23 protein-coding genes are annotated in these 26,059 nt (G+C 58.8%); 13 read left to right on the top strand and 10 right to left on the bottom strand.

What is annotated here, in order from left to right; genetic code table 11:
* Positions 1-6 precede the first annotated feature (6 nt).
* Entirely contained in the window at positions 7-894 is an 888-nt protein-coding gene (gene mmsB, locus AC1DIG_RS14015; protein ID WP_477767774.1) for a 3-hydroxyisobutyrate dehydrogenase, read from the top strand.
* Positions 895-1,008: 114 nt separating this feature from the next.
* Here the strand turns inward: mmsB and AC1DIG_RS14010 are convergent, their stop codons facing one another.
* Positions 1,009-1,353, bottom strand: coding sequence for a cupin domain-containing protein (locus AC1DIG_RS14010; protein WP_019691702.1), 345 nt, complete (start codon positions 1,351-1,353; stop codon positions 1,009-1,011).
* A 280-nt stretch (positions 1,354-1,633) separates the two neighbouring features.
* Here AC1DIG_RS14010 and kynB point away from each other — a divergent pair, with 280 nt between their 5' ends.
* Both kynB and kynA read left to right on the top strand, forming a co-directional pair.
* Entirely contained in the window at positions 1,634-2,299 is a 666-nt protein-coding gene (kynB, locus tag AC1DIG_RS14005; protein WP_477767773.1) for an arylformamidase, read from the top strand.
* The gene (gene kynA / locus AC1DIG_RS14000) at positions 2,296-3,165 is read left to right on the top strand and encodes a tryptophan 2,3-dioxygenase (protein ID WP_477767772.1); all 870 of its coding nucleotides are present in this window, start codon (positions 2,296-2,298) and stop codon (positions 3,163-3,165) included. The genes kynB and kynA overlap by 4 nt, the downstream gene beginning before the upstream one ends.
* A gap of 228 nt (positions 3,166-3,393) precedes the next feature.
* Here the strand turns inward: kynA and AC1DIG_RS13995 are convergent, their stop codons facing one another.
* The 4 genes from AC1DIG_RS13995 to antA all read right to left on the bottom strand — a co-directional run bounded on the left by AC1DIG_RS13995 (position 3,394) and on the right by antA (position 7,795).
* Positions 3,394-4,794, bottom strand: a complete 1,401-nt coding sequence (locus AC1DIG_RS13995) for an amino acid permease (RefSeq protein WP_477767771.1) — start codon at positions 4,792-4,794, stop codon at positions 3,394-3,396.
* Between the two features lie 77 nt (positions 4,795-4,871).
* The gene (gene antC, locus AC1DIG_RS13990) at positions 4,872-5,894 is read right to left on the bottom strand and encodes an anthranilate 1,2-dioxygenase electron transfer component AntC (protein WP_477767770.1); all 1,023 of its coding nucleotides are present in this window, start codon (positions 5,892-5,894) and stop codon (positions 4,872-4,874) included.
* An 18-nt stretch (positions 5,895-5,912) separates the two neighbouring features.
* Positions 5,913-6,404 (bottom strand): anthranilate 1,2-dioxygenase small subunit, encoded by a 492-nt coding sequence (gene antB / locus AC1DIG_RS13985; RefSeq protein ID WP_477767769.1) that lies wholly within the window; start codon positions 6,402-6,404, stop codon positions 5,913-5,915.
* A 2-nt stretch (positions 6,405-6,406) separates the two neighbouring features.
* On the bottom strand, positions 6,407-7,795 hold the full coding sequence (gene antA, locus AC1DIG_RS13980; protein WP_477767768.1) for an anthranilate 1,2-dioxygenase large subunit: 1,389 nt from the start codon (positions 7,793-7,795) through the stop codon (positions 6,407-6,409).
* A 597-nt stretch (positions 7,796-8,392) separates the two neighbouring features.
* Here antA and AC1DIG_RS13975 point away from each other — a divergent pair.
* Entirely contained in the window at positions 8,393-9,406 is a 1,014-nt protein-coding gene (locus AC1DIG_RS13975; RefSeq protein WP_477767767.1) for an AraC family transcriptional regulator, read from the top strand.
* A gap of 22 nt (positions 9,407-9,428) precedes the next feature.
* Here AC1DIG_RS13975 and AC1DIG_RS13970 read toward each other — a convergent pair whose 3' ends face one another.
* Positions 9,429-9,902, bottom strand: coding sequence for an Lrp/AsnC family transcriptional regulator (locus AC1DIG_RS13970; RefSeq protein WP_123424152.1), 474 nt, complete (start codon positions 9,900-9,902; stop codon positions 9,429-9,431).
* Between the two features lie 176 nt (positions 9,903-10,078).
* On the opposite strand from AC1DIG_RS13970, the gene kynU reads away from it, so the two are divergent.
* Positions 10,079-11,329 carry a kynureninase gene (kynU, locus tag AC1DIG_RS13965; protein ID WP_477767766.1) on the top strand — a complete coding sequence of 417 codons (1,251 nt, stop codon included), beginning with the start codon at positions 10,079-10,081 and terminating at the stop codon, positions 11,327-11,329.
* Positions 11,330-11,584: 255 nt separating this feature from the next.
* A complete protein-coding gene (locus AC1DIG_RS13960) occupies positions 11,585-13,000 on the top strand; it encodes an amino acid permease (protein ID WP_477767765.1) in 1,416 nt (471 codons plus the stop codon).
* A gap of 1 nt (position 13,001) precedes the next feature.
* On the opposite strand, the gene AC1DIG_RS13955 is transcribed toward AC1DIG_RS13960, so the two are convergent.
* Complete coding sequence (locus AC1DIG_RS13955) at positions 13,002-13,895, bottom strand: LysR substrate-binding domain-containing protein (RefSeq protein WP_477767764.1); 894 nt, start codon at positions 13,893-13,895, stop codon at positions 13,002-13,004.
* A 210-nt stretch (positions 13,896-14,105) separates the two neighbouring features.
* Here AC1DIG_RS13955 and AC1DIG_RS13950 point away from each other — a divergent pair, with 210 nt between their 5' ends.
* Positions 14,106-14,870, top strand: a complete 765-nt coding sequence (locus AC1DIG_RS13950) for a sulfite exporter TauE/SafE family protein (protein ID WP_477767763.1) — start codon at positions 14,106-14,108, stop codon at positions 14,868-14,870.
* On the opposite strand, the gene AC1DIG_RS13945 is transcribed toward AC1DIG_RS13950, so the two are convergent.
* On the bottom strand, positions 14,860-15,174 hold the full coding sequence (locus AC1DIG_RS13945; RefSeq protein WP_019691724.1) for a putative quinol monooxygenase: 315 nt from the start codon (positions 15,172-15,174) through the stop codon (positions 14,860-14,862). The two genes, AC1DIG_RS13950 and AC1DIG_RS13945, sit on opposite strands and share 11 nt — an antisense overlap.
* Positions 15,175-15,375: 201 nt before the next feature.
* Here AC1DIG_RS13945 and mdaB point away from each other — a divergent pair, with 201 nt between their 5' ends.
* The 6 genes from mdaB to AC1DIG_RS13915 all read left to right on the top strand — a co-directional run bounded on the left by mdaB (position 15,376) and on the right by AC1DIG_RS13915 (position 21,686).
* Positions 15,376-15,966 carry an NADPH:quinone oxidoreductase MdaB gene (gene mdaB, locus AC1DIG_RS13940; protein WP_477767762.1) on the top strand — a complete coding sequence of 197 codons (591 nt, stop codon included), beginning with the start codon at positions 15,376-15,378 and terminating at the stop codon, positions 15,964-15,966.
* 114 nt (positions 15,967-16,080) lie between these two features.
* Complete coding sequence (locus AC1DIG_RS13935) at positions 16,081-16,992, top strand: LysR substrate-binding domain-containing protein (RefSeq protein ID WP_477767761.1); 912 nt, start codon at positions 16,081-16,083, stop codon at positions 16,990-16,992.
* A gap of 519 nt (positions 16,993-17,511) precedes the next feature.
* Positions 17,512-18,861 carry a GntT/GntP/DsdX family permease gene (locus tag AC1DIG_RS13930; protein ID WP_477767760.1) on the top strand — a complete coding sequence of 450 codons (1,350 nt, stop codon included), beginning with the start codon at positions 17,512-17,514 and terminating at the stop codon, positions 18,859-18,861.
* 16 nt (positions 18,862-18,877) lie between these two features.
* Positions 18,878-19,738 (top strand): MurR/RpiR family transcriptional regulator, encoded by an 861-nt coding sequence (locus AC1DIG_RS13925; protein WP_477767759.1) that lies wholly within the window; start codon positions 18,878-18,880, stop codon positions 19,736-19,738.
* 1 nt (position 19,739) lies between these two features.
* A complete protein-coding gene (locus AC1DIG_RS13920; RefSeq protein ID WP_477767790.1) occupies positions 19,740-21,197 on the top strand; it encodes a D-aminoacylase in 1,458 nt (485 codons plus the stop codon).
* Positions 21,198-21,317: 120 nt separating this feature from the next.
* The gene (locus tag AC1DIG_RS13915) at positions 21,318-21,686 is read left to right on the top strand and encodes a glyoxalase superfamily protein (protein WP_477767758.1); all 369 of its coding nucleotides are present in this window, start codon (positions 21,318-21,320) and stop codon (positions 21,684-21,686) included.
* A gap of 26 nt (positions 21,687-21,712) precedes the next feature.
* Here AC1DIG_RS13915 and AC1DIG_RS13910 read toward each other — a convergent pair whose 3' ends face one another.
* The gene (locus AC1DIG_RS13910; protein WP_477767757.1) at positions 21,713-23,641 is read right to left on the bottom strand and encodes an RHS repeat-associated core domain-containing protein; all 1,929 of its coding nucleotides are present in this window, start codon (positions 23,639-23,641) and stop codon (positions 21,713-21,715) included.
* Complete coding sequence (locus tag AC1DIG_RS13905; RefSeq protein WP_477767756.1) at positions 23,616-25,838, bottom strand: Tc toxin subunit A; 2,223 nt, start codon at positions 25,836-25,838, stop codon at positions 23,616-23,618. Before AC1DIG_RS13905 ends, AC1DIG_RS13910 begins: the two co-directional genes overlap by 26 nt.
* Between the last annotated feature and the right edge of the window lie 221 nt (positions 25,839-26,059).

The following is a 26,059-nucleotide window of genomic DNA, read 5'->3' as shown; positions in this document are numbered from 1 at the left end:
CCGGACATGAAAATCGCTTTTATCGGTCTCGGCAACATGGGCGCGCCGATGGCGCGCAACCTGATCAAGGCTGGGCATTCGCTGAACCTGGTCGACCTGAACAAAGCCGTACTCGCAGAACTGGCGCAACTGGGCGGCACTATCAGCGCCACCGCGCGTGAAGCCGCCCAAGGCGCCGAACTGGTGATTACCATGCTGCCGGCGGCTGTCCATGTGCGCAGCGTCTGGCTGGGTGAAGACGGCGTGCTGGCCGGGATCGCCAAGGGCGTTCCCGCCGTGGATTGCAGCACCATCGACCCGCAAACTGCCCGCGATGTCGCCGCGGCCGCGGCCAAGCAAGGTGTGTCCATGGCGGACGCACCGGTTTCCGGTGGCACCGGCGGTGCTGCGGCCGGGACGCTGACCTTCATGGTCGGCGCCACGCCGGAGCTGTTCGCCACCCTGCAACCGGTATTGGCACAAATGGGTCGCAACATCGTGCATTGCGGTGAAGTCGGCACCGGGCAAATCGCCAAGATCTGCAACAACCTGTTGTTGGCGATTTCCATGGTCGGCGTCAGCGAAGCCATGGCCCTTGGCGATGCCTTGGGCATCGACACTCAGGTGCTGGCGGGGATCATCAACAGTTCGACCGGTCGTTGCTGGAGTTCGGAGATGTACAACCCGTGGCCGGGTATCGTCGAAACAGCACCGGCATCGCGTGGTTATACCGGTGGTTTTGGTGCCGAACTGATGCTCAAGGACCTGGGGCTGGCGACGGAAGCTGCGCGTCAGGCGCATCAACCGGTGATGCTCGGCGCGGTGGCTCAGCAGCTGTATCAGGCGATGAGTCAGCGTGGCGAAGGCGGCAAGGATTTCTCGGCAATCATCAACAGCTATCGCAAACCCCACTAAGGGTTTTTTCCGGGAACCCGCGTCGGGCGGGTTCCCGGTTTTTTATTCGTCGAAAAAAAGATCGCAGGCTACGGCAATTCCTACAGATGCCGTAGCCTGCGATCTTTTGTTCTATCAGGCGAAAACGAAATACTTGCGTACGGTCTCGACCACTTCCCACGTACCTTTCATGCCCGGCTCAATGACGAAAATATCGCCCGCGCGCAGATGGATCGGTTCCATGCCGTCCGGGGTGATCACGCAGTAGCCTTCCTGGAAGTGGCAGTATTCCCACTTCACATACTCCACGTACCACTTGCCCGGTGTGCAGATCCAGGTGCCCATGATCTTGCTGCCGTCTTCGCTGGTGTAGGCGTTGAGGTTGACGGTGTGCGGGTCACCTTCGAGTTTCTCCCATTTGCAGGCGTCAAGCACTGGCAGTGGATGGGTATCGCGAAGAACGGTAATGGGTTTGGACATGCTGACTCCGAGCGTTAGGCAGGACTGAAGTCGCACCCTATAGCGCCCGGCAGGGTGTCAGTTGTCTGTGCTCGACATTCAGCTGTCCAGAAACGCGCTATCGATCAAACCCGCTCAAGCGGACATCCGGAAGTCCGATTCGCGCATTGAAATTTTCACCCGCTAAACTTCAGGTTCTTGGCATTAAGTGCGAAACATTTGAGTGTTCCCGACGGATTTCGCAAGAATCTTCACAGGCATCACTCGTATCATTCACGCGAGAGTTGCCGAGAGCTATGCAATGAAAAAAACAATGTTGTGGTGGGATATCAGCCCGCCCTTGAGCACCGCAACACCGACGTGGCCGGGTGATACGCCGTTTCAGGAAGAGCGCGTCTGGACCTTCGGACCTGAATGCCCGGTGAATGTCGGCCGCATTACCCTGTCTCCTCATACCGGCGCTCATGTCGATGCGCCGCTGCATTACAGCGCTGACGGCGCGGCCATTGGCGATGTATCGCTGGATGTCTACATCGGTCCGTGTCGCGTCTTGCATTGTCTGGACAGCGGTCGGCTGGTTCAGCCCGGGCAACTGGAAGGACGCCTTGCCGATCTGCCCGAGCGCGTCTTGCTGCGCACTTATCAACAGGCGCCGCTGACAGCCTGGGACCCGGACTTCACCGCTGTGGCCAAGGAAACCGTCGACCTGCTGTCGAGCCTTGGCGTGCGGTTGATCGGTATCGATACGCCGTCGCTGGACCCCCAACAGTCCAAGACCATGGATTCGCACAACGCAGTGGCCCGCCATGGCATGGCGATTCTTGAAGGCATCGTGCTCGATGACGTGCCGGAAGGCGACTATGAACTGATTGCGCTGCCGTTGCGGTTTGCCAACCTGGACGCCAGTCCGGTCAGGGCTATTTTGCGTCCACTGAACAAACCGCCACTTGAGGAGCCTGCTCAATGAGCCAATGTCCCTATTCTTCTTCAAATCTGTCTTCATCAAATCAGCCGGAAGAATGGCATAACGCCGAGCTGAATTTTTCCGACTCCATGAGCTACGGCGATTACCTGGATCTGGGGAAGATTCTTAGTGCCCAGCACCCTCTGTCGCCGGACCATAACGAGATGCTGTTCATCATCCAGCATCAGACGTCCGAGCTGTGGATGAAGCTGATGCTGCACGAGCTCAAGGCCGCTCGCGAACACGTCAGGCTGGGCGAGTTGCCGCCGGCGTTCAAGATGCTGGCGCGGGTCTCGCGGATCTTCGATCAACTGGTGCATGCCTGGACGGTGCTGGCGACCATGACGCCTACCGAGTACCACGCGATCCGGCCGTTTCTGGGCCAGTCATCGGGCTTCCAGTCGTTCCAGTACCGCGAGATCGAATTCATCCTCGGCAACAAAAGTGCAACGCTGTTGCGTCCGCATGCGCACCGGCCGGAACTGTTGGCGGAGCTGGAAAAGGCGATTGCCACACCGTCGCTGTATGACGAGGCGATTCGGTTGATGGTCAGCGCCGGGTTGGCGATTGATCCGCAGCGCTTCGAGCGCGATCCAGTCAGCCCGACCGCTTATGACGCCTCGGTCGAAGCTGCCTGGCGTGTGGTCTACACCGACCCTTCGCGGTATTGGGATCTCTACCAGTTGGCGGAGAAACTGATCGACCTTGAGGACTCGTTCCGTCAATGGCGCTTCCGCCATGTCACTACGGTTGAGCGGATCATCGGCTTCCAACCGGGTACCGGCGGCACCGAAGGTGTCGGTTATCTGCGCAAGATGCTCGATACCGTGCTGTTCCCGGAGTTGTGGCGCGTGCGCTCGACCCTCTGAACCAGGCACTAGGGGATTCCCGGCGCACGGACCCTGTAGCAGCTGCCGAAGGCTGCGTTCGGCTGCGCAGCAGTCGTAAAATCATCCGCTGAGGTGCATCAGGCACACCGAGTTGTTTGTATTTACGAGCGCTGCGCGCTCGAACGCAGGCTGCGCCAGCTGCTACAGAAAGCAAAAGCCCCGGCATTCATCGAATGCCGGGGCTTTTTGTCGACTGGCTGAAGGCTATTAAGCGACCGACAACGCGCGAGTTCTGGCGACCCGAATCCGGTAGAACACGAACAGGATCAGCACCCAGACCGGGATGGCATAGACCGACGCGCGTACACCTGGAATCAGCAGCATCACGTAGATGATCATGGCCATGAACGCCAGGCACAGGTAATTGGTGTATGGCGACCAGAATGCCTTGAAGCCCGGGACGATGCCGCGTTGGCCCATGGCTTTGCGAAACTTCAGATGCGTCAGGCTGATCATCGCCCAGTTGATCATCAACGAGGCGACCACCAGCGCGAACAGCAACTCAAGCGCTTCATGCGGGGCGACGTAGTTAACCAGCACGGACAACATCGTCATCAGCGCCGATACGCCCAGCGCCCGTAACGGCACGCCCCGTTTGTTCAGCTTCATCAGTGGCTTGGGGGCATCGCCCTGTTCCGCCAGGCCGTAGAGCATGCGGCTGTTGCAATAGACGCAGCTGTTGTAGACCGAGAGTGCTGCGGTGAGCACCACAACGTTGAGGATCTGCGCCGCGGTGTCGCTGCCGATCAAGGCGAAAATCTGCACAAACGGACTGCCGCTGTAGGCATCGCCGGAAGCGCCCATTGTTTGTAGCAGTTGGTCCCACGGGTACAACGACAGCAGCACGGTGAGTGCGCCGACGTAGAAGATCAACACGCGGTAAACCACCTGGTTGATCGCCTTGGGAATGACTTTCCTCGGTTCGCTGGCTTCGGCGGCAGTGATGCCCACCAGTTCCAGGCCGCCAAAGGAGAACATGATGAACGCCATCGCCATCAGCAAACCGTTGGTGCCATTGGGGAAGAAACCGCCGTGGCTCCACAGGTTGCTCACCGAGGCCTGCGGGCCGCCGGTGCCGCTGACCAGCATGTAACAGCCGAGGGCGATCATGCCGATGATCGCCACGACCTTGATGATGGCGAACCAGAACTCCATTTCCCCGAAGACTTTGACGTTCATCGTGTTGATCAGGTTGACCAGTACGAAGAATGCCGCCGCGCTGACCCAGGTCGGGACCTCTGGCCACCAGAACTGCACGTACTTGCCAACGGCAGTCAGCTCGGCCATGCCTACCAGCACATACAGCACCCAGTAATTCCAGCCGGACAGGAAGCCGGCAAAACCACCCCAGTAGTTGTGCGCGAAATGGCTGAAGGACCCGGCGACCGGCTCCTCGACAATCATCTCTCCCAATTGGCGCATGATCAGAAAGGCGATGAAACCGGCAATGGCATAGCCGAGGATCATCGACGGGCCGGCCGATTTGAGCACGCCGGCGGAGCCGAGAAACAGCCCTGTACCAATCGCGCCACCCAGCGCGATCAGTTGAATATGCCTGTTTTTCAGCCCCCGCTTCAGCACGCCCTGTTGCAGTTGTTCATCCGCCATCTGGATACCTTCTAGTTGTTATGGTCAGGCTTTGTTGCAGGCCGACAGCTTATTCAATTACCGCTCGTTTGTGGCCCTCAGACGTTACTTTCAGTGAACTTTTCGTAATACAGCTGCACGTTGTCCAGGGTTTGATCCTGCAACCAGCTCTTGATCGACTCGACCATCGGCGGTGGCCCGCAGACGTACATGTCGACTGCGGCATCGCGCAGCTCGCTGGCCTCGAAATGCTCGGCAATGTAGCCACGTTTTCCCTCCCAGCCCGGTGACGGGTCGCTGACCACCGGCGTGTAGCGAAACTCCGGAATGCGTTGAGCATAGGCACTGATTCGTTCGCTTTCGCACAGATCGGCCGCGTCCCGTACACCGTAGTACAAATGCACGGGCTGCTCGCATCCGCGCGCGACGATTTCGTCGAGCATCCCCAGCAGCGCGGACAGTCCGGTGCCGCCGGCCACCAAAATCAGCGGCCGGGTGATGTGGCGAAGATAGAACGCGCCCAACGGTGCTTCCAGGCCAATGGTATCGCCCACTTTGCAGCGATCACGAATGTAATTACTCATCACCCCGTCGGGTAACAGGCGAATCAGAAATTGCAGCTGATTGCTGCTGCTCGGGCGGTTGGCGAAGGAGTAGGAGCGCTTGCTTGTGGTCCCTGGAATCAACAGGCGCGCATATTGCCCCGGCAGGAAATCCAGTGGCTGGGTGGCCGCGCCCAAATCCAGATGGAGGATCGCGGTACTGGCCGAGACCTGACGCACATGCGTGACCGTACCGCTGAGCTGTTCAGGCCCCGCGGCATTGCACAGGCTGGAAGCGAAGTCGAAATAGAACGCGGCGTCGGACTTCACGCGGGTCTGGCAAGTGAGCATCTTGCGTTGTTGCAGGTCGAGGCTGGAGAGGGCTTCCTCATCCACATAGTCCTGGCTGTAGTCGCCGGATTCGCAGCGGCCCTGACAGGTTCCGCAGACACCCTCGCGGCAATCCAGCGGAATATTGATGCCGTTGCGCAGGGCGGCATCGAGCAGTATTTCGTTGGCCTGCACGGGAAAAAACAGTGTTTTGCCGTCGGCAAAACTGAACGCAACCTTGTGGTTCATGCCCCGGTCTCCATGGTTTCAGAGGTGGTAGAAATCGAGCACCGAGTTGATGGTGTCGTTGAGCAGCAATACGTGCTTGCGGGTAATCACCCAGCTGTCCGCGTGAGGCTTGAGGCGATAGGTTGCGTTCCCGTAGAACTGCTCGGAGGTGGCCAGGCGATAGAACAGCGTGTGCCAGTTCAGCCGCACCTCCAGCTCACCGGCTTCGAGTTCGCTGATGCGCACGTTGTTGATCAGGTGCAGGGTGCGCGGCATCGGTGTAGCCGACGCGGCTTTGCCGGTGCGCAGACGGAACACGCGGTCTTCCAGGCCCGAGCGATTGGCGTAGTAGATCAACGACATTTCGCGCTTGGGGTCACGGGTGTAGACGTGTTCGGAGTCCCATTGCGGCAGGTGAAACTCACTCTGCTCGTCGAAGAGCTGGATGTAGGCGTCCCAGTCCTTGGCGTCGCAGAGTTCGGATTTACGGTAGAAAAACTGCTCGATCTGATACTGCAATTGCGGATTCATGTTCACACCTCACGTAGCTTCAGGGATTTCGCGTCCAGGCCGTCGAGCAGGAATTTCTGCCAGTTGCTGTGCTGGTTGACGTAAAGCCCTTCGTGGGTGAATTCGGTGCCGGTCATGGCCGGAGCGATGCCGATCGCCTCGCTGTTGGGCGTGGCGCCGGTCGCCCACTGGTGGCTGCCGCGCGAGATATCACTCCAGCGTTCCAGCCGCGCCTGGAAACCGCGCTGGGCTTCACGGAACTCCACCAGGTCGTCCGGGGTGCCGAGTCCGGACACGTTGAAGAAGTCTTCGAACTGGCGGATCCGGTTTTCCCGATCGGCGTCCGATTCGTTTTTCACGCCCAGGCACTGGCTGATGATCTCGGTCTTGTTCCAGGCCACCGGACGGATGATCCGTAGCTGCGAGCTGATTTGATCGAGGAAAAACAGGCTCGGGTAGATGTTCAGGTTGCGCAGCCGATGCATCATCCATTCGGCTTTTTCCTGACCGTGCTCCTCGATCAGGCGCGGCATGATTGTCGCGTAGCCGGAACGCACTGTCGGGTTGGGCATGTCGCTGAACAGCACGCTGTGACCGTTGTTGAAGGCAAACCAGCCGTCATCGGTATTGGCGTCGCCGGCCCCCAGTTTGCTGTAGTCGAGCGTGCCGCTGGCGCGGGTGCCGTTCTCGCTGTCGACCTGCTGGCGGTGTTGCACCGTGGCCACATAGTTATAGTGGACCGTGCTGACGTGATAGCCGTCCAGACCGTTCTCGTTCTGCAGTTTCCAGTTACCGTCATAGGTGTAGGCCGACTTGCCGGGCAGTACTTCCAGCTCACCGGTGGGCGATTGGGCGACCATCATGTCGAAGAACACTTTGGCATCGCCGAGGAAGTCTTCGAGGCTGTTATCCGCGTGAACATCCAGGCTGATAAAGACGAAGCCCTTGTAGCTCTGGATGCGGGCTTTTTTCAAACCGCGAGTGGCTTTGTCGAAACCTTCCGGGTACTCGCCGGGGGCCTTGACCTTGACCAGGCGTCCGTCGCTTTTGTAGCACCAGGCGTGGAACGGGCAGGTAAACGTCGATTGGTTGCCTTTGCCGACGCGGGTCAATGTGGTGCCGCGATGCTGGCAAGCGTTGATCAGTGCGTTGAGTTGGCCGTCACCGTCACGGGTGATGATCATCGGCTGGCGACCGGCGCGCATCGTGATGAAGTCGTGGTTGTTCGCCAGTTCGCTTTCGTGGCAGGCGTAGATCCAGTTCTTCTCGAAGATCAGTTCCATCTCCAGATCGAACAGTTGCGGCTCGGTAAAGATATCCCGAGCGATGCGGAATACGCCTTCTGCCGGACGGAAGTCCAGGCAGCCTTCAATGAACGCTTTCCACTGCTCGACATTTTTTTCGCCACTCATGGGTGTGCACCTTTTTTATTCGGGTCAATCGGTGCACTCATTAGAGAGAGTGGGGCGGGCAGGGGTCTATCCGGTTTGTCGACGAAGGCAGTCCATAAAGTTCGACGGTAATGGGTGAGTAAATGGATATTCGGTGGTGCACCGATTCCGTAGCAGCTGCCGAGCCTGCGAGGCTGCGTTCGGCTGCGCAGCAGTCGTAAACCCTGCATGCACGATCTTCCTGTAGCACCGTGGTGACTGACTTCACGACTGCTGCGCAGCCGAACGCAGCCTCGCAGGCTCGGCAGCTGCTACGGGGGTTTGTACTGACGCGCAAAGGGGTAACACCCATGCGCTGTTCTGGGCAGGTAATACTCAAGGCTTTTCACCATTCGATGAACGGCCGCCCCTGTTTGCAGCATTGAGGTACTGTCTTGGGCAGCCTTGAGCGTTGTTTGAAGGTGAGCCCCGGTACCGGAACCGCCGCGTTATCCAGTTAATCGATGATTGCTATCCATCGGGTTGGCGCAGGCGTTGAGTGGTCTGGAACTTGCTCGGCTCAAGTCAGAGGCGCGCCGTCAGAGCGTGCTGAAAAAAAATTGCCGTGGGTGCGCCGTGATGAGTAGCAAAGCCGATCCGCAGTTTCGCGATATTCGTATCGATCACTATGACCTTGAGGGCGCGCGGACCTGGATGTCGGGTATCTGCGGGCCGCACCGTCTCGAAACCGCGACGCCCGAACGGATCCGCTTTCATCACACCGCCAACGTCTTCAAGTCGATGGCCACGACCCTGGGCACCATCGAATACGGCACCGATGTGACCGTCGATATCGAAGACGCCGAGCACTTCAGTAGCTACAGCCTCAGCCTGCCTCTGGTCGGTGAGCAGGAGCTGAGCAAGAACGGCACGTTGCTCAAATCCAATCGCGATCAAGGCGTGATCATCTCCCCGAATGAAAACCAGATGCTGGCGATCTCCGGTGACTGCCGCAAGGTCCAGGTGGTGATCACTCGTGCGGCCATGAGCGAATCCCTTGAGGGGATGTTGCAGCGCCCACTGGATGTACCGTTGCGCTTCGAGCCGGTGATGGATGCGGTGGACGGTGCGTCGGCCTCGTGGTGGCGCATGGCGCGGTATTTCATCGGGGAACTTGAGCGCAGTAGCGCGTTGTTCGAACAGGTGGTCTTCACGCGGGACATCGAAAGCTCGTTGATCAAAGGCCTGATCCTCGCCCAGCCGAACAATTACTCCGATGAGCTGCGGGACGTGTTGGGTGTGAAGTTGCCGCATTACCTGATCAGGGCCAAGCAATACATTCACGACAACGCTCGCGAAGCCGTGCACCTGGAAGACATCGAAGCGGCAGCCGGGGTTTCGCGGTTCAAGTTGTTCGAGGCCTTCAGAAAATACTTCGCCCTGTCGCCGATGGCCTATCTGAAAAAATACCGCTTGAATGCGGTGCGCCAGGACATTCTTGAACAGGGTCTGGCGCGCAATATCTCGGAGATTGCCATGGGCTGGGGCTTCACCCACATGGGGCGTTTTTCCGCCGAGTACCGCAAGTTGTTCGACGAAGCCCCGAGCGCCACCTTGCAGCGCAACGAGGCCCGGCGCATGCGCGGGCTTTGACGCAGAGGCAGTCGGTAAAGGCTTATTTGCGGGCGACCAGATCCAGCAAATCGTCGCGTTCCTTGATTTTCTGCAGGACGATTTCCGAGCGAATATCGGTCACCCCCGCGGTGCGATTGAGCTTGTTGACGATGAAATCCGAGAAGTGTTTCAGGTTGCGCGCCTGAACTCGCAGCACATAGTTGCTGGCGCCGGTTATCACGTACGCGGTGGCGACTTCCGGCCACCCTTGTACCTTCTTGATAAAGGTCTCGTGCCAGTCCTCGACGTCCTGTCGCAACGACACGTGGACGATTGCTTCCAGCTCGATGCCCAGCCGTTCAGCGTTCAACACCGCGCGATAGCCGGTGATGATTCCCTCGCTTTCCAGGAGCCGCAAACGCCGCAGGCAAGCCGACGGCGACAGCGCAACTTTCTCCGCCAATTCCTGATTGCTGATACGCCCGTCCTGCTGCAAGTAATGCAGGATCCGCAGGTCTGTCGAGTCGAGGGTCATGGCTTGAATAAATCCGCGATTTTTTGAGTTGGATTCGAATTATCTTCGAGATAACTACTATATGGCTGCCCACTTTGCACGAAAATTCTCCAAAGCTTCGTTCATTATTTGCTCATTGTGCCGGCGTGAAAATGCCCAAAACACGGCGACATGTCATCTAGAGAACAGGACCGACAATGATCACAAGAAACGATTGCCTGGCGCTTGATACGCAAGACCCTTTGGCTCATCTGCGTCACCAGTTTGCGCTCCCCGAAGGGGTGATTTACCTCGACGGCAACTCCCTTGGCGCGCGTCCGATTGCGGCGCTTGAGCGTGCTCAGGCGGTCATCGCCGAGGAGTGGGGCAATGGCTTGATCCGCAGCTGGAACAGTGCCGGCTGGCGCGATCTGCCGGAGCGTCTGGGCAATCGGTTGGCCGGGCTGATTGGCGCCGGTGAGGGCGAAGTGGTGGTCACCGACACCACCTCGATCAACCTGTTCAAGGTCCTCGGCGCAGCCTTGCGCGTGCAGGCCACGCGGGCGCCGACGCGGCGGGTGATCGTCAGTGAGTCCAGTAACTTCCCGACGGATCTGTACATCGCCGAAGGGCTGATGGACTTGCTCCAGCAGGGCTATAGCTTGCGTCTGGTCGACAGCCCGGAAGAACTGGCGCAGGCGATTGATCAGGACACCGCGGTGGTCATGCTTACGCACGTCAACTACAAGACCGGCTACATGCACGACATGCAGGCCGTGACGGCGTTGATTCACGAATGCGGCGCGCTGGCGATCTGGGACCTGGCACATTCCGCCGGTGCGGTTCCGGTCGACCTGCGTCAGGCCGGCGCGGACTACGCCATCGGTTGCACCTACAAGTACCTCAATGGTGGCCCCGGTTCGCAAGCGTTTGTCTGGGTTGCGCCGCAGCTTTGCGATCTGGTCACGCAGCCGTTGTCCGGCTGGTTCGGTCATTCCCGACAGTTCGACATGGCCTCAGGCTACGAGCCGAGCAGCGGTATCGCTCGCTACTTGTGCGGCACTCAACCGATCACCTCATTGGCCATGGTCGAGTGCGGCCTGGAGATTTTCGCCCAGACCGATATGCCCAGCCTGCGCCGCAAATCCCTGGCACTGACCGATCTGTTTATTCAGTTGGTCGAGCTGCGCTGCGCCGCTCACGATTTGAAACTGATTACCCCACGCGAACACGCCAGGCGTGGCAGCCATGTCAGCTTCGAACACTCGCAAGGCTACGCAGTGATCCAGGCCTTGATCGCCCGAGGCGTGATCGGTGATTACCGCGAGCCGCGGATCATGCGCTTCGGTTTCACCCCGCTGTACACCAGCTTCACCGAAGTCTTTGATGCGGTGCAGATCCTTGGCGAGATTCTCGATCAGCAAACCTGGTCGCAAGCGCAGTTCCAAGTGCGCCATAGCGTCACCTGAAACCTCTGACAACCGGACTCGCGGCGAGTGTCTGTAGCAGCTGGCGAAGCCTGCGTTCGAGTACGAAGTACTCGTAAGTCCTGCATACGCGGTTTGCCTGGAAGAACGCGCCGCCTGATTTTACGACCGCTCCGCGGCCGAACGCAGCCTCGCAGGCTCGACAGCTGCTACGGGAGTGCGCAATAGCTGCGCACGGCCTGTTTTTTTCAAACCATGTGCTCTCTTCAAAAAAGACAATATTCAGAGGACAGAGAAATGACCGACACCCTCGGTTTTGAAACCATCTCCAACCGTGAGCACGGCCTCAGGCGCCAGCTCACTTCGGGGCAGATGAGCATGATCGCGATTGGCGGTGCGATAGGCACCGGGCTGTTCATGGGCAGCGCCTACGCCATTGGCTATGCCGGGCCGAGCGTGCTGCTCAGCTATGCGATTGGCGCGGTCATCACGCTGCTGTTGATGGGCTGTCTGGCGGAAATGACCGTGGCCCACTCGACCTCGGGTTCGTTCGGCGCGTATGCCGAGTTCTATATCAGCCCGCTGGCCGGGTTCCTGGTGCGCTACGCCTATTGGGCGGCGATTGTGTTGGCGGTCGGCACGGAAGTGACGGCGGTTGCGATGTACATGAAGTACTGGTTCGCTAACGTGCCCGAGTGGATCTGGATCGTCTCGTTCTCGAGCATTCTGATCGTGCTCAACGCCATCAGCGTGAAGACCTTCGGCACCTTCGAATACTGGTTCTCGACCATCAAGATCGGCGCGATTGTCGGTTTCATCATCCTCGCGGTGTACGTGGTGTTCGGTTCCGGAAATCCGGAGTACGGCGTGCATCACTACACCAGCCACGGCGGGTTTTTCCCCAATGGATTGCAAGGGATGTGGGTGGCGGTGATCGTGTCGATCTTCAGCTACCTGAGCGTGGAAATGATCGCGGTGGCAGCCGGTGAAGCCGAGGATCCGGAGCGCGCAGTGAAGAAAGCCTTTCGCGCGACCATCGTGCGGCTGGTGGTGTTTTACCTGCTGACCCTGGCCTTGATGCTGGCGATTGTGCCGTGGGTTCAGGCGGGTCATGCGCAGAGCCCGTTCGTCACGGTCATGCAAACCATCGGCATTCCCGGCGCCACCGGGGTGATGAATTTCGTGATTCTGATAGCCGCGTTGTCGGCGATGAACAGTCAGCTCTACATCACCACGCGGATGATGTTCAGCCTGTCCCGTGGCGGTTACGCCCCCAAGGCGATGGGCGCGTTGAGCAAGAGCGGAATTCCGCTGAATGCCTTGCTGCTGTCGAGCTCGGGCATTGCGCTGGCGACGCTGCTGAACGTGATGTACCCGGAAAGCTCCTTCACCTTGATGATGGCGATCTCCATGTTCGGCGCGATCTTCACCTGGTTCATGATCTTCCTCACGCACTACTGTTTCCGTCGTTATCACGAGCGTCACGGCGAGCGGAAACTGTCGTTCCGCATGCGCCTGTTCCCTTACACCACGCTGTTGGGGCTGGTGCTGATGGGCGCGGTGATGATCACCACCTACTTCACCGAGGCGTTCAAAATGACCTTGGTGTTTGGTGTGCCGTTCCTGCTGATCCTGTCGTTGGTCTACGCGGTGTTCTTCAGAAAAACCAGGGCCAGTGCGGCGTTGAGTCCGTTGCCGAAAGTCCAGGGCTGATCTAGCTGCCTTGCTGAGGTTGCAACGCCTCCAGCAGGGCTTTGGCATAAAGGGGCAGGCCGTCGAACGAGCGTGCGCACAGCAGCAGTTTTCGCTGGGCCCATGGCTCGTTCAGCGCGAGACGTTTGAGCGCTTGCCCACCGGCCCAGCGCTCGACCGCCGCCAACGGCACAATCGCCAATCCCGCGCCATGGGTGACCATGCGAATCACCCCGTCGAAACCATCGGCGCGAATGCGGATCTGCATGCGCAACCCGGCGTGCAGCGCCTGTTCTTCCAGATAGATCGCCAGCGCGCTGTTGGCGTTTAGCCCGACGTAATCGTGAGACAAGGTCTGGCTGAAGTTCGGTGCTTGCCCTTCGGCCAACGGATGATCGGAAGGCATGATCAGCACCAGTGGATCATCGCGGAATGCTCGGGTGTCGAGGTCATGGGTGTCCACCGCATCGGAAACGATACCAAGGTCGGCCGCGCCCTGACGCAAGGCATGGGTGATGCGCAGGCTCGGCAGTTCTTGCAGGTCGATGTCGAGGTTGGGGTGTTCGCACAGAAAGTCCGCCAGCAACTCGGGCAGGTATTCCGTGATCGCTGTGGTGTTGCACAACAACCGCACCTGACCTTTGACGCCTTTGGCGTATTCCGCCAGATCCTGTTGCATGCGTTCGGCCTGTCGCAACAATACCCGGGCATGTTGCGCCAACGCCTTGCCGGCCGGTGTAGGGCTGATGCCTCGGCGCCCACGCTCGAAAAACGCCGTGCCCAACGAAGCTTCCATCGCACGGATTCGCGCGCTCGCCGCCGCCAGTGACAGGTGGCTGCTGGCCGCGCCGGCGGTGATGTTGCCAGCATCGAGGATGTTCAGGTAGAGCTTGAGGTCGATCAGGTCGAAGTGCATGGGAGTTCCTAAAGATCGTTCCCACGCTCCCGCGTGGGAATGCCTCATTGGATGCTCTGCGTCCGCTTCGGCAGGTGACGCGGAGCGTCACGGGCTGCATTCCCACGCAGAGCATGGGAACGATCAAGGTATCTAGGCTCTGTCAAAACAAGAGGCAGGCTCAGTATATGGCAGATTTTCAGGGCCCTTCGAAAGGTCCAGGATAACGCCATGAATACATTTCTCGCGTTCTATCAAAACCTCGGTCTGGCCTTGTCTTTATTGGTGATCATCACCTTTTTGATGGCCGGGATGATCAAAGGGGTGATCGGCCTTGGGTTGCCGACTGTTGCCATGGGCTTGCTCGGTCTGGCTATGGCGCCGACACAGGCTGCGGCGTTGTTGATCATTCCGGCGACGCTGACCAACGTCTGGCAACTGGCATTCGGCGGGCACTTGCGTCCACTGGTCAAACGGCTGTGGCCCCTGCTGCTGGCGATATTCGTCGGCACTGGCGCGGGTACGTTGTGGCTGGGGATTGGGAGCGGAGAGTGGGTGGTGCGAGGACTTGGGGTGGCGCTATTACTCTATGCCTTGAGCGGATTGTTTCTGCCAACTTTGCGGGTCAGCAGCAAAACCGAATGCTGGCTCGGCCCGCTCAGTGGTGCGCTGACCGGGATCATCACCTCGGCCACCGGAGTCTTTGTGATTCCGACGGTGCCGTATCTGCAAGCGCTGGGCTTGGACAAGGATCAACTGGTGCAGGCGCTGGGCCTGGCGTTCACCGTGTCGACCCTGGCACTCGCTGCCGGCCTGTTGTGGCGCGGGGCGCTGGGCGGCGGCGAATTGAGCGCTTCACTGCTGGCGCTGATCCCGGCGCTGCTCGGCATGCTGCTGGGGCAATGGTTGCGAGAGCGGATCAGCGCCGTGCTGTTCAAGCGAGTGTTCTTCGTCGGCATTGGAGTACTCGGCGGCCATCTGCTGATCAGCGGCTAGCCGAAGACGGGCTGAGCATGTCGATGCGGCGAATATCGAAGTCGCGCTCCAGGTAATCCATGCGGTTCTCGAAAAACTGCTGCATGTGCGGCAGGTTCGAGTGCACGTCCAGATGGGCCCGGGATTGCCAGATCTCGTAGAAGATAAACAGCGTCGGGTCTTGCTGGTCGCGCAGCATGTGGTACTCGATGCAGCCAGGTTCGGCGCGACTGGGTTCGACGTAAGCGCGGAACAGGGCTTCGAAGGCGTCGGCTTTTTCCGGGCGGGTTTTGGCGTGCAGGATGAAACCGTGTTGTTCGCTCATGCAGAACTCCTCAAGTCAGGGTTGAGAAAATTCTATGGCAACAATCAGCTGGTGAATCGTGCGTTTTGGTCAAATGTATTTTGCCGGCTTCGGGCTTATTCATGGGAACGGGCATCGATACTCTGCCGCCATCACATTTGAAACTTCTCGATCCCGCGACTTATCCACAGCGTGGCGGATCGGACCCTGATGAGGCTTTCCATGAAAAAAGTTCTGTTGCTCAACGGTGGCAAGAAATTCGCCCACTCCGACGGTCGCTACAACGCCACCCTGCACGAAGCCGCCTTGAGCGTGCTGGATCGTGGCGGTGTCGATGTGAAAGTCACCCATATCGACGAGGGCTACGACGTCGCTGAAGAAGTCGCCAAGTTTCTCTGGGCCGACGTAATCATTTACCAGATGCCGGGTTGGTGGATGGGCGCGCCGTGGATCGTGAAGAAGTACATCGACGAAGTCTTCACCGAAGGCCACGGCAGCCTCTACGCCAGTGATGGCCGGACCCGTTCCGATGCTTCGCAGAAATACGGCAGTGGCGGCCTGGTGCAGGGCAAGCAGTACATGCTGTCGCTGACCTGGAACGCACCGCAGCAAGCTTTCGATGACCCGAGCGACTTCTTTGAAGCCAAGGGTGTGGACGCGGTGTACTTCCCGTTCCACAAGGCCAACACCTTTCTCGGCATGAGCGGCTTGCCGACCTTCCTGTGTGTCGACGTGATGAAGCGGCCGAACGTTGAAGCCGACGTCGCGCGCTATGAGCAGCACCTTAAGCAAGTGTTCGATCTGAAGGCGTAGGCATGAGCTAGTATCCGGGGGAAAATCGCAGGCTTCGCCGGCTCCTACGGTTTCGCATTGTAGGCGCTGGCGAAGCCTGCGATCTTTTCAAAGCCCCCGAAAACGAGGACACCTGTGAAAGCCAGATCCGATGAGTTGCAGATTTTCGTCTGCGTGATCGAGTGCGGTTCGATTTCTGCTGCGGCCGAACAGGTCGGGCAAACGCCCTCGGCGGTCAGCCGTACGCTGTCGCGTCTGGAGGCCAAGCTCGACACCACGTTGATCAATCGCACCACGCGGCGCATGGACCTGACCGAGGAGGGCAAGTACTTCTTCGAACAGGCCAAGCTGATTCTCGACCAGATGGACGAGCTCGAAGAGCGTCTGTCCTCGCGCCACAAGACACCTTCCGGGCGACTGCGGATCAACGCGGCGTCGCCGTTCATGCTGCACGCCGTCGTGCCCTACATCGATGAGTTCCGTCGTCTGTACCCGGACATCCAGCTGGAACTCAACAGCAATGACCTGATCATCGACCTGCTGGAGCAAAGCACCGACATCGCGATCCGTATCGGGCCGTTGGCGGATTCGACCCTGCACGCGCGCTCGCTGGGGAGCAGCCCGCTGCACATCCTCGCCAGCCCCGCGTACCTGGAAAAACACGGTACGCCGACCACGGTTGCCGAACTGGCCGGCCACTCGCTGCTGGGCTTCACCCAGACTGAAAGCCTCAACCACTGGCCATTGCGCCATGTGCACGGCGACCGCTGGCAGATTCAGCCGAGCCTTAGCGCCTCCAGCGGCGAAACCCTGCGGCACCTGGCGCTGGAGGGGCAGGGCATTGTGTGTCTGTCGCACTTCATGACCATCGACGACATCAAGGCCGGCCGGCTGAAGTTGCTGCTGGCGCAGGCCAATAGCGGCTATCGCCAACCGATCAATGCGGTGTACTACCGCAACTCGCAACTGGCCTTGCGCATTCAATGTTTCCTGGACTTCATCCAGGGCAAGCTGGCGAGTTACGCGAACGAGGTGTTTGAAGGCTGATCCGCGACTAATGCGCGAAACTGGCTCCCGTATCCCTGTATCCCCGTAGCAGCTGTCGAGCCTGGGAGGCTGCGTTCGGCTGCAAAGCAGTCGTGAAATCAGACAGCGCGTTCTTTCTGGTAAACCGCGTACGCAGGATATGCGAGGACTTCGTCCTCGAACGCAGCCTCGCAGGCTCGACAGCTGCTACGGGACGGCGAGGAGGCGGGGCGGTGGGTTGTATTCTCAGGGGGATCAGTCCTGATGGATGACCGGGGTAATGACTCCGTCGCACCGTTGGTAGCACTCCTGATAATCATCGAAGCAGCTATCGCCGTAGTGAATTGTGTGATGGGAAGGTTCGCGTCGAAGGGATGAAAAAACGCCCGGCAGATTTTCATTAATCGCGACAAGACATGCCTGAAAACGACATCTCATGCCTCTACACGAAAATTACTTTCATCAGGTTTGAAAGATCATCCTCGAAATGATTTATGGGTTTCACAACACATCGACGTGACCCTTTTCGAGGAGTACCGCATGGCACCGTCCTTCGGCTATTGGCTGCTGGTTTATGCCGCTATCGCCATCATTGCGCTGATCGTTCTGATCGCCCGTTACCGACTCAATCCGTTCATTGTCATTACCATGGTTTCCATTGGCCTGGCGTTGCTCGCCGGGATGCCGCCGTCGGGCGTGGTGGGCGCGTATGAAGCGGGCGTCGGCAAGACCCTGGGGCACATTGCGTTGGTGGTGGCGCTGGGGACGATGCTCGGCAAGATGATGGCCGAGTCCGGTGGTGCCGAGCAGATGGCGCGCACGCTGATCGAGCGTTTCGGCGAGAAAAACGCGCACTGGGCGATGGTTTGCATTGCCTTTCTGGTGGGCCTGCCGCTGTTCTTCGAAGTCGGCTTTGTGTTGCTGGTGCCGATTGCCTTTACCGTGGCGCGGCGGGTGGGCGTGTCGATTCTGATGGTCGGTTTGCCGATGGTTGCCGGGCTCTCGGTGGTACATGCGCTGGTGCCGCCGCATCCGGCGGCGATGCTCGCGGTGCAGGCCTATCAGGCTTCGGTGGGGCAGACATTGCTCTACGCGATTCTGATCGGCATCCCGACGGCGATCATTGCCGGTCCTCTGTACGCCAAATTCATCGTGCCGCGCATCCAGTTGCCCGCGGAAAACCCGTTGGAGCGACAGTTCATCGAGCGCGAACCGCGCGACCGCTTGCCGGGTTTCGGCATCACCATGGCGACGATTCTGCTGCCGGTGGTGCTGATGCTGATCGGCGGCTGGGCCAATCTGATCTCCACGCCGGGCAGCGGTTTCAACCAGTTCCTGCTGTTCATCGGCAACTCGGTGATCGCCCTGTTGCTGGCAACGTTGCTGAGCTTCTGGACCCTCGGTCTGGCCCAGGGTTTCAATCGTGAATCGATCCTCAAGTTCACCAACGAATGCCTGGCGCCGACCGCCAGCATCACCTTGCTGGTGGGCGCTGGCGGTGGCTTGAACCGGATTCTGGTGGACGCCGGGGTGACGGACCAGATCGTCGGCCTGGCCCACGAATTTCAGCTGTCGCCGTTGTTGATGGGCTGGCTGTTCGCGGCATTGATGCGCATCGCCACCGGTTCTGCGACCGTGGCCATGACCACCGCTTCAGGTGTTGTGGCGCCGGTGGCCATTGGTCTGGGCTATCCCCATCCGGAATTGCTGGTGCTGGCGACAGGCGCGGGTTCGGTTATCTTTTCTCACGTCAACGACGGCGGCTTCTGGTTGATCAAGGAGTACTTCAATATGACCGTGACCCAGACCTTCAAGACCTGGACGGTGCTCGAAACCTTGATCTCGCTGGTCGCTTTCGGCCTGACGCTGGGTCTTTCCTATGTGCTTTGAATAGCAGGTGCGGTAAATGGACATCCTCTACCAGATTCGCGCGCGTCAGGATTCCTTCAGCGCCGGTGAAGGGCGGATTGCCCGGTTGATGCTCGACGATGTGGGCTTTGCCGCCTCGGCGAGCCTCGACGAGCTGGCGCTGCGAGCCGAAGTCAGCAGCGCGACACTCTCGCGGTTTGCCCGCAGTGTCGGCTGCCGTGACCTGCGTGATTTGCGCCTGCAACTGGCCCAGGCCAGTGGGGTCGGCAGTCGTTTTCTCGACCCGGCGGGGACGCCGGAACAGTCGGCGTTTTATCGGCAGATCGTTGGCGATATCGAGTCGACGTTGCATCAACATTTGTCGGCGTTCGATGAGTCGCGTTTCGCCGACGCGGTGAAATTGCTGGGCAAGGCGCGGATGATTCACGCGTTCGGCATGGGCGGTTGTTCGACGCTGTGCAGCGATGAGTTGCAAGTGCGTTTGGTGCGCCTCGGCTACCCGATTGCCACCTGCCATGATCCGGTGATGATGCGCGTGACCGCCGCATCGCTGGGCGCGGAGCATGCGCTGATTGCCTGTTCACTGACTGGCATCACCCCGGAATTGCTGGAGGCTGTCGAGTTGGCGCGCAGCTACGGCACGCGCATTCTGGCGATTACCCTGGCTGACTCGCCGCTGGCGCAATTGGCCGATGTAGTGCTGCCGCTGCAAAGCGCCGAAACCTCGTTCATCTACAAACCGACGGCGGCGCGCTACGGCATGCTGCTGGCGATCGACGTGCTGGCCACCGAGCTGGCGCTGGCTCAACCTGAAGACAATCAAGAACGTCTGCGGCGGATCAAACTTGCCCTCGACGACTACCGTGGCGGCGATGATCATCTGCCGCTGGGAGACTGACATGCAGTACCACACGCTGATCCGCAACGCCCTGATCATCGACGGCAGCAATACACCGGGTTATTCCGCCGATGTAGCGATTATGAATGGGCGTGTCGCGCGCATCGGTGATTTGCAGGAGGCCAGCGCCGATGAGGAAATCGACGCGACCGGGCGGGTGCTGGCGCCAGGTTTTATCGACGTACACACCCATGACGACACGGTGGTGATTCGCCAACCACAGATGCTGCCCAAGCTCAGCCAGGGCGTGACCACGGTGATCGTCGGCAACTGCGGGATCAGCGCCTCGCCGGTGAGTTTGCGCGGCGATCCGCCGGACCCGATGAACCTGCTCGGTACGTCCGCAGCCTTTGTTTATCCGCGTTTCAGTGATTACCGTGCGGCAGTCGAAGCGGCCAATCCGACGCTGAACGTGGCGGCACTGGTCGGCCACACGGCGCTACGCAGTAACCATCTGGACGACCTGTTTCGCACTGCCACACCGAGCGAAATTGCGGCGATGCGCGAGCAACTGCGTGAGAGCCTGGAGGCCGGTGCGTTGGGCTTGTCCACAGGGTTGGCTTACGCCAGCGCCTTCTCGGCATCTACCGATGAAGTCATGCAACTGACTGAAGAGCTGACGGCTTTCGGCGCGGTCTACACCACCCATTTGCGCAGCGAATTCGAACCTGTGCTGGAGGCCATGGACGAGGCATTCCAGATCGCTCGCCACGCGAAAAGTCCGGTGATCATTTCTCACCTCAAATGCGCTGGCGCCGGCAACTGGGGGCGCAGTCCGCAGCTATTGGCATCCCTCGAGCACGCGGCGAAAACCCACCCGGTGGGCTGCGACTGTTATCCCTATGCGGCGAGTTCCTCGACCCTGGACCTCAAGCAGGTAACGGACGCGTTTCGCATCACCATCACCTGGTCGACGCCACACCCTGAAGTGGGCGGTCGCAACCTGATGGACATCGCCGCCGAGTGGGGCGTGCCGCTGCTGGACGCGGCCCGTCGCCTGCAACCGGCCGGGGCGGTCTATTACGGGATGGATGAGGCGGATGTGCGGCGGATTCTGGCCCACCCCTTATCGATGATCGGTTCCGACGGTTTGCCGGAAGACCCGTTCCCGCATCCACGGTTGTGGGGTGCGTTTCCACGGGTGCTTGGGCACTTCAGTCGGGATCTCGGATTGTTCCCGCTGCACACCGCGGTGCACAAGATGACCGGACTGTCGGCGGCGCGTTTCGGCCTGAAAGAGCGTGGTGAAATCCGCGAAGGGCATTGGGCGGATCTGGTGCTGTTCGACCCGTTGCGGGTGCGTGACGTGGCGGATTTCAACGACCCGCAACGGGCGGCCGAGGGCATCGACGGTGTGTGGGTCAATGGGGTGCGCAGCTATATCGATGGTCAGCCGAATGGACGTCGGGAAGGGCGGTTTTTGGCGCGTGAAGGAACTCTCGGTTCAGGCTTCAGGTAACAGCAATCTGTGGGGTTGATCACAGTGATGGCACTGTGCAATTAAAGAATGCCTTCCCCAAGCCGAAGCGCTGTCATGCAACCCACTTAGAGTGGGGCCTTTCAGTTTGGGAGTAGCGCCATGAGCTTCGGTAAAACCACCCCGATCCTGCGGATCTTCGATGAAGCCAAGGCGCTGGAGTTCTACGTCGACTTCCTCGGTTTCACGCTCGACTGGCAGCACAAGTTTGGCGAGAGCTTTCCGCTGTATCTGCAAGTGTCGCGGGGTGAATGCGTGCTGCATCTGTCCGAGCATCACGGCGACGCTACGCCGGGTTCGGCGCTACGCATCGAGACCGATGAGCTGGAAGCGTTCCAGCAGCAATTGCTGGCCAAGGCATACCGCTTCGCTCATCCACAGATTCAGGCCATGCCCTGGGGGAGCCAGGACATGACCATCAGCGATCCGTTTGGGAATCGGTTGGTGTTTTGCAATGCGATCAGTGTTTGAGCGGATCGATGTTCAGAACCGGTGGCTTAATACGGATTGTACCGTGATGAACCATGTCCACTGGCCCGCCCGTAGGGCGGCCGTGCTCCTCGTGACCTGTTTCTTGGCTGGGCATATCTGTTGTATCCCGCGTAGTCGGGGTCTCGGCGTCCGGTCGGAATGTTGACCTCGCAGGGAATGATGCCGCTGCAGTTAATGCAGGCAGGAAACGGCTGAGGGGCGTTTCCCCGAGACAATGTGTCTGTGAGTACCGTTGTGTCTTGAAGCATCCTTTCCGCTCTACCCGGGTAGAGCGCAACAATTGAGTTCACCAGTCGGACTTCTGCATGAGCCCCGGGCGGCCCCGCCAATGTTGGCATGATTCCATGCATCCGATCGATATGTCTCTCTATACGGTCTTGGATCAGTGGTTGCAATTCATGGACTCTACTGGTGAGTCTGTTCAGCGTCGGTTCGTCCAGCAGTGCATTGTTATCTATGGTTATGTTCTGGAACATTTGACCTTCCGCGTTGCTGTACCGCTCGCTTAAATCGGCCAGGTATTCATGAGTGTTATTGATTTTGTAGGTTCCATGTCTCAAATAGTGTCGCGGGTGTGCAGTGCGGTCGGCGGTGTCTACATATCTCCTGTCTACCCCTCGGTATCTTTGAATGCCACCAGCGGGTTTTGGAAGGTTGAAGTAGTCACTGAGTCCAACGTCATAGGTCTCGGTGTAGCCATAAGAGTGAGCAAGAAACTCTCTACTCAACACTTCCGGAGCGAGTTGTGTATCAGAACTGTTATCAACGTGAGCCGGGGTCACTCGATAGGTAAAATCCCCTCTCGCTGCATTCATGATTTCTTGTGAACGGCCTCTCCCCCATGCCGCGAACTCTTCGAGCTCTTCCGTTCTCATCAGGCCCTGGTGATCGGTGAACCTCACCGGGTTGTTCCCCACCATGCAATACAGGTTCAACCCATCCACCGACCCCGCTGGATCAGGACTGATCCAGCGCTGCAACCACGGCGCGTAATACCTTTGGCCGTAGTAATACAACCCACTGGCATCACGCTCCTTACCGGAATATCGAATCGTTTTGTAATCCGCTTCCACCGCCGAGCGGGACGCCGTCCACGCCGTTCCCCCATAAGGCAAATAACTTTCCTGACTGATCAGCCACGCCTGGTCATCAAGTTCCAGTGAACTGGAACCCAGATGGTCGTCAAGGCTATAGCGCAGTTGACCGGCTGCCGGGATACTCGACGGTTGTCCTTCAGTCCAGTGCAGGTAACGAACGCTGCAGCGACCGGCTTGCAGGGTGATGACTTCCAGTCGCTCGTGAGTGCGGGTGTGGATTTCCAGGCCCGGCAGATAACGGACTTCCCGGGTGTGAGTCACCGACGCCGCATAGGTTGTTTGTACCTTGCGTACGCGCTGGCCGCTGCTGTCATAGCTATAGCGTTCAATGTCATCGCGCCCGTCTTCACGCTGGACCAGCATGACACTGGCGAGTTGATTGCGGGTGTTCCATTCCAGCGCCTGGCCCGGTTGCAGCGCCTGCTGGTTACCGTTGGCATCGAAAGCTGCTGCAATGTCGGGTGTTGAGTCGCCCTCGTTCCAGGACAGGAGGCGATTGCTTGCAGCGGCAACGTTCAAGGTCCGGGTGTAGTTGTTACGGTCGCGGACGTGGCGCAGTTCGGTCAGGTTGCCGCCGGCGTCGTACGTGTAGTGCTCGGTAAAATTGAACAGTAGCCGGGCATCAATCGGTGCTCTGCTGGAGGTGGGAAGGTGGGGCTGGTTGTTGGGTCCTGCCGCTTCACGGCCCGTTGCGCTGATCAGTTGGTAAAGGCTGTCGTAGGTGAATGTGCTGACGGCTTCGACCCGCTGGTTGCTGCCGAACGTTACCGGCTGGGCTTTGTCGGCGATTTGCGTCACATTGCCCACCGCGTCATAGGTGTAGTGCAAATCCTGCAAGGTGTCGGCGGATACCCAGCACGAGCCATGCTGGATTGTTCCTCAATATCAGTAGCGTGCTGCTGCTCAGGTGCAGTTCTTGGCATGCTTGAATAGCGCGTAGTACGTTTGCCAACGACTCAGGCACTTTTCCTGGGGTGAAGGTCTTGATATCTACTAAAAACTTCATGGCGGAGGTGCTGGCCATTTTCATCACGCAGGGGACGTATTCTGCGGACAGGTCTGCGATATCGTGGAGCAGGTTTTCTACCAGACGCGTTTGCTGGTCATTGGTGGGATCCTCGTCCGTTTGCAGTGTCCTCAGCCGTTTTTGCAATTCCTGGATCTTTGGTAAGTCGTTCTTTGCTGAGTTGAACAGGTGACACCATTGCAACACATCACGATTGCTTTGCTTGAGCCAGTCAACGGCCCAATCCATTGCCATCAGCACGTCGAGAATGTCGGCTGTCGATTCATCCGGTTTGCGTAGCGCACCGGTCACCAACTGTTTGCAGAAGTCATCACCTCCCAGCATTCGCGCCAGTTCCGTGCACTCGATGTGTGACAGACCAAACATCCGGGCGATACGGGCCTGGCGATAGAGCGAGGATACTGTGGGCAAATCATGTTTGAGCGAAGCACGGTGTTTCTTGGTCTGGTTCGCGAGTAGTAACAGCGAGTCTTGCGTGACGGGCAACCCCAACCCTGCGCTGAGATAGTTGAGGGTCGGTTGCGATCTGGAGCCCTCGATATCAATCTCCTGCCCCTCGTTTTGCAACAGAGGGCTTGAGAGTAACTGAGTACGATTGAACACTTGATCGAACAACGGAACACGATCACCGCAAGCGGAAGTCGGCATGTCGTGCAGTAGCGAAGCAAATTCCTCGGGCGCGATGCCGTAGCGCTGATTCAGGTATCGATACACTCCCAGGACGCGGACGGTATTGGTGTTGAGCAACTGTGATGCCGTGTCGTCCGAACGCAGGGCATTGACGATTAGTGTGTCAAGTTCGGCAAAGGGAATACCGGTCCAGCGTTGCAGTCGGATCATTCGCTGCAGACGATCGAAACGTTTTTTAGACCTGTTGATAATCTCCTGCGTACTTTTTTCGACCCGGGAAATTTTCAGAACACCCTTCGATTGTTGTTCAGAGATCGGTCCGTTGATGTAGTTGGAACCGTAGTTAGGCTGAGTGGACGTCGGGCTGATGGTTGAAGTTCGAGGGCGGTGTTTACCCTGCGATAACACCTGTTCAACCTGATCAGTCGTCAGCCCGGTACGTTCTTTGAAAAACTCGAGTTCACCCAAACGCTCGATGTTGTCAGTGCCATAGGCCTTCTGGGCGGTCTCTTCAGCGTAAAGTGCGATCACCATCCTTTGCTGCTCCGGGCTCAGGCCGGACAGCAGTTTCTGTGCCTCAACAACGGCGTTCGAAACGAATCCATAACCCGAATTGCCCTGCGAAAACGGCAGTTTCAGACTGACCCGATAGTTCAGCTCGCCCAGCGCCGGTTTGTCTGCGCCCAGCCCAAGCAAGCATTGTTGGTGATGAAGGTCGTAGGGCAGCGAGAACGGGTAGTGCTCAGTCGCCAATACGTTGTGAACGCTCTTCGAGTCGTTGGTTTCTTCCAGGTGTTGTCGGATATGACTGCTCAAGGTGTCATTAACGATATTCAGCATCGGCCGCGGAGCAAAGGCACTCTGGTGATCCAGCGTCAGATTCTTGAGGTCCGGGCGCCGTTTCTCCAAGGTGATTTTGTCTGTGTGTGGGGATGAGTTTTCCAGTTGTTTGGCAAACATATACAGCGCTCGCAGATATGCCACAGGCGAGTCGATCGCAGCGATATCACCGTCCTCGCAAAACTGTTCCCAATTCTCTTTGAACAATGCTTGATAGGTGGCGGGCGCTGACGTCGAGTCGGAACCAACGTTGCGCCGCACGCGTCGATTGGCATCGCCGGACGACAGTTGATGTTCCTGATACAGGCGGCTGATCTGTCGGGCGTAGCTTTGCGCGTTGGCATACGCCTGCCCGGCGTCTGCGTCGGTATGCCTGGCGAGTTCAAGGGTGAACTGCTCTTGGGTCATGCGCACGATGTCGAACACCGATTCAAAACCCATGCGTTGCATGGCTGTCTTGAAGTCGGCTTTTGTCCCGTCTTCGTCGCCAGGGGAGTCAACCGGCCTGTGTAACAGCGAGTCGTTGCTTACGTCCATGTGTTGTCATTCTCCTGTTCGAACGGAATGTTCTTGGGCAGAAGAAAACGTACAGGAGTGGGTCAGGAATGGCGGTAGGGTGGCTGGGGATTGGGCTGTATGAAAAAGCAATCCGTTGTTCGGATTTTTCGTCGGGAGAACGCCGACAGTCAGCCCCACACCTGTTGCAGGAAAGGGGCTGAGTCGGCGCGTTACAGGCCGCGAGTACTGAGGGTTGGCAG

This window comes from Pseudomonas sp. 05N431 (assembly GCF_056397005.1).
The sequence above is the reverse complement of the archived record's forward strand: the minus strand, read 5'-3'. Positions and strand labels throughout refer to the sequence as shown.

Bases quoted from the DNA above. Each gene is read 5' to 3' on its own strand.
- mmsB (WP_477767774.1), top strand. From the start codon at position 7: ATGAAAATCGCTTTTATCGGTCTCGGCAACATGGGCGCGCCGATGGCG.
- AC1DIG_RS14010 (WP_019691702.1), bottom strand. From the start codon at position 1,353: ATGTCCAAACCCATTACCGTTCTTCGCGATACCCATCCACTGCCAGTG.
- kynB (WP_477767773.1), top strand. From the start codon at position 1,634: ATGAAAAAAACAATGTTGTGGTGGGATATCAGCCCGCCCTTGAGCACC.
- kynA (WP_477767772.1), top strand. From the start codon at position 2,296: ATGAGCCAATGTCCCTATTCTTCTTCAAATCTGTCTTCATCAAATCAG.
- AC1DIG_RS13995 (WP_477767771.1), bottom strand. From the start codon at position 4,794: ATGGCGGATGAACAACTGCAACAGGGCGTGCTGAAGCGGGGGCTGAAA.
- antC (WP_477767770.1), bottom strand. From the start codon at position 5,894: ATGAACCACAAGGTTGCGTTCAGTTTTGCCGACGGCAAAACACTGTTT.
- antB (WP_477767769.1), bottom strand. From the start codon at position 6,404: ATGAATCCGCAATTGCAGTATCAGATCGAGCAGTTTTTCTACCGTAAA.
- antA (WP_477767768.1), bottom strand. From the start codon at position 7,795: ATGAGTGGCGAAAAAAATGTCGAGCAGTGGAAAGCGTTCATTGAAGGC.
- AC1DIG_RS13975 (WP_477767767.1), top strand. From the start codon at position 8,393: ATGAGTAGCAAAGCCGATCCGCAGTTTCGCGATATTCGTATCGATCAC.
- AC1DIG_RS13970 (WP_123424152.1), bottom strand. From the start codon at position 9,902: ATGACCCTCGACTCGACAGACCTGCGGATCCTGCATTACTTGCAGCAG.
- kynU (WP_477767766.1), top strand. From the start codon at position 10,079: ATGATCACAAGAAACGATTGCCTGGCGCTTGATACGCAAGACCCTTTG.
- AC1DIG_RS13960 (WP_477767765.1), top strand. From the start codon at position 11,585: ATGACCGACACCCTCGGTTTTGAAACCATCTCCAACCGTGAGCACGGC.
- AC1DIG_RS13955 (WP_477767764.1), bottom strand. From the start codon at position 13,895: ATGCACTTCGACCTGATCGACCTCAAGCTCTACCTGAACATCCTCGAT.
- AC1DIG_RS13950 (WP_477767763.1), top strand. From the start codon at position 14,106: ATGAATACATTTCTCGCGTTCTATCAAAACCTCGGTCTGGCCTTGTCT.
- AC1DIG_RS13945 (WP_019691724.1), bottom strand. From the start codon at position 15,174: ATGAGCGAACAACACGGTTTCATCCTGCACGCCAAAACCCGCCCGGAA.
- mdaB (WP_477767762.1), top strand. From the start codon at position 15,376: ATGAAAAAAGTTCTGTTGCTCAACGGTGGCAAGAAATTCGCCCACTCC.
- AC1DIG_RS13930 (WP_477767760.1), top strand. From the start codon at position 17,512: ATGGCACCGTCCTTCGGCTATTGGCTGCTGGTTTATGCCGCTATCGCC.
- AC1DIG_RS13925 (WP_477767759.1), top strand. From the start codon at position 18,878: ATGGACATCCTCTACCAGATTCGCGCGCGTCAGGATTCCTTCAGCGCC.
- AC1DIG_RS13920 (WP_477767790.1), top strand. From the start codon at position 19,740: ATGCAGTACCACACGCTGATCCGCAACGCCCTGATCATCGACGGCAGC.
- AC1DIG_RS13915 (WP_477767758.1), top strand. From the start codon at position 21,318: ATGAGCTTCGGTAAAACCACCCCGATCCTGCGGATCTTCGATGAAGCC.
- AC1DIG_RS13905 (WP_477767756.1), bottom strand. From the start codon at position 25,838: ATGGACGTAAGCAACGACTCGCTGTTACACAGGCCGGTTGACTCCCCT.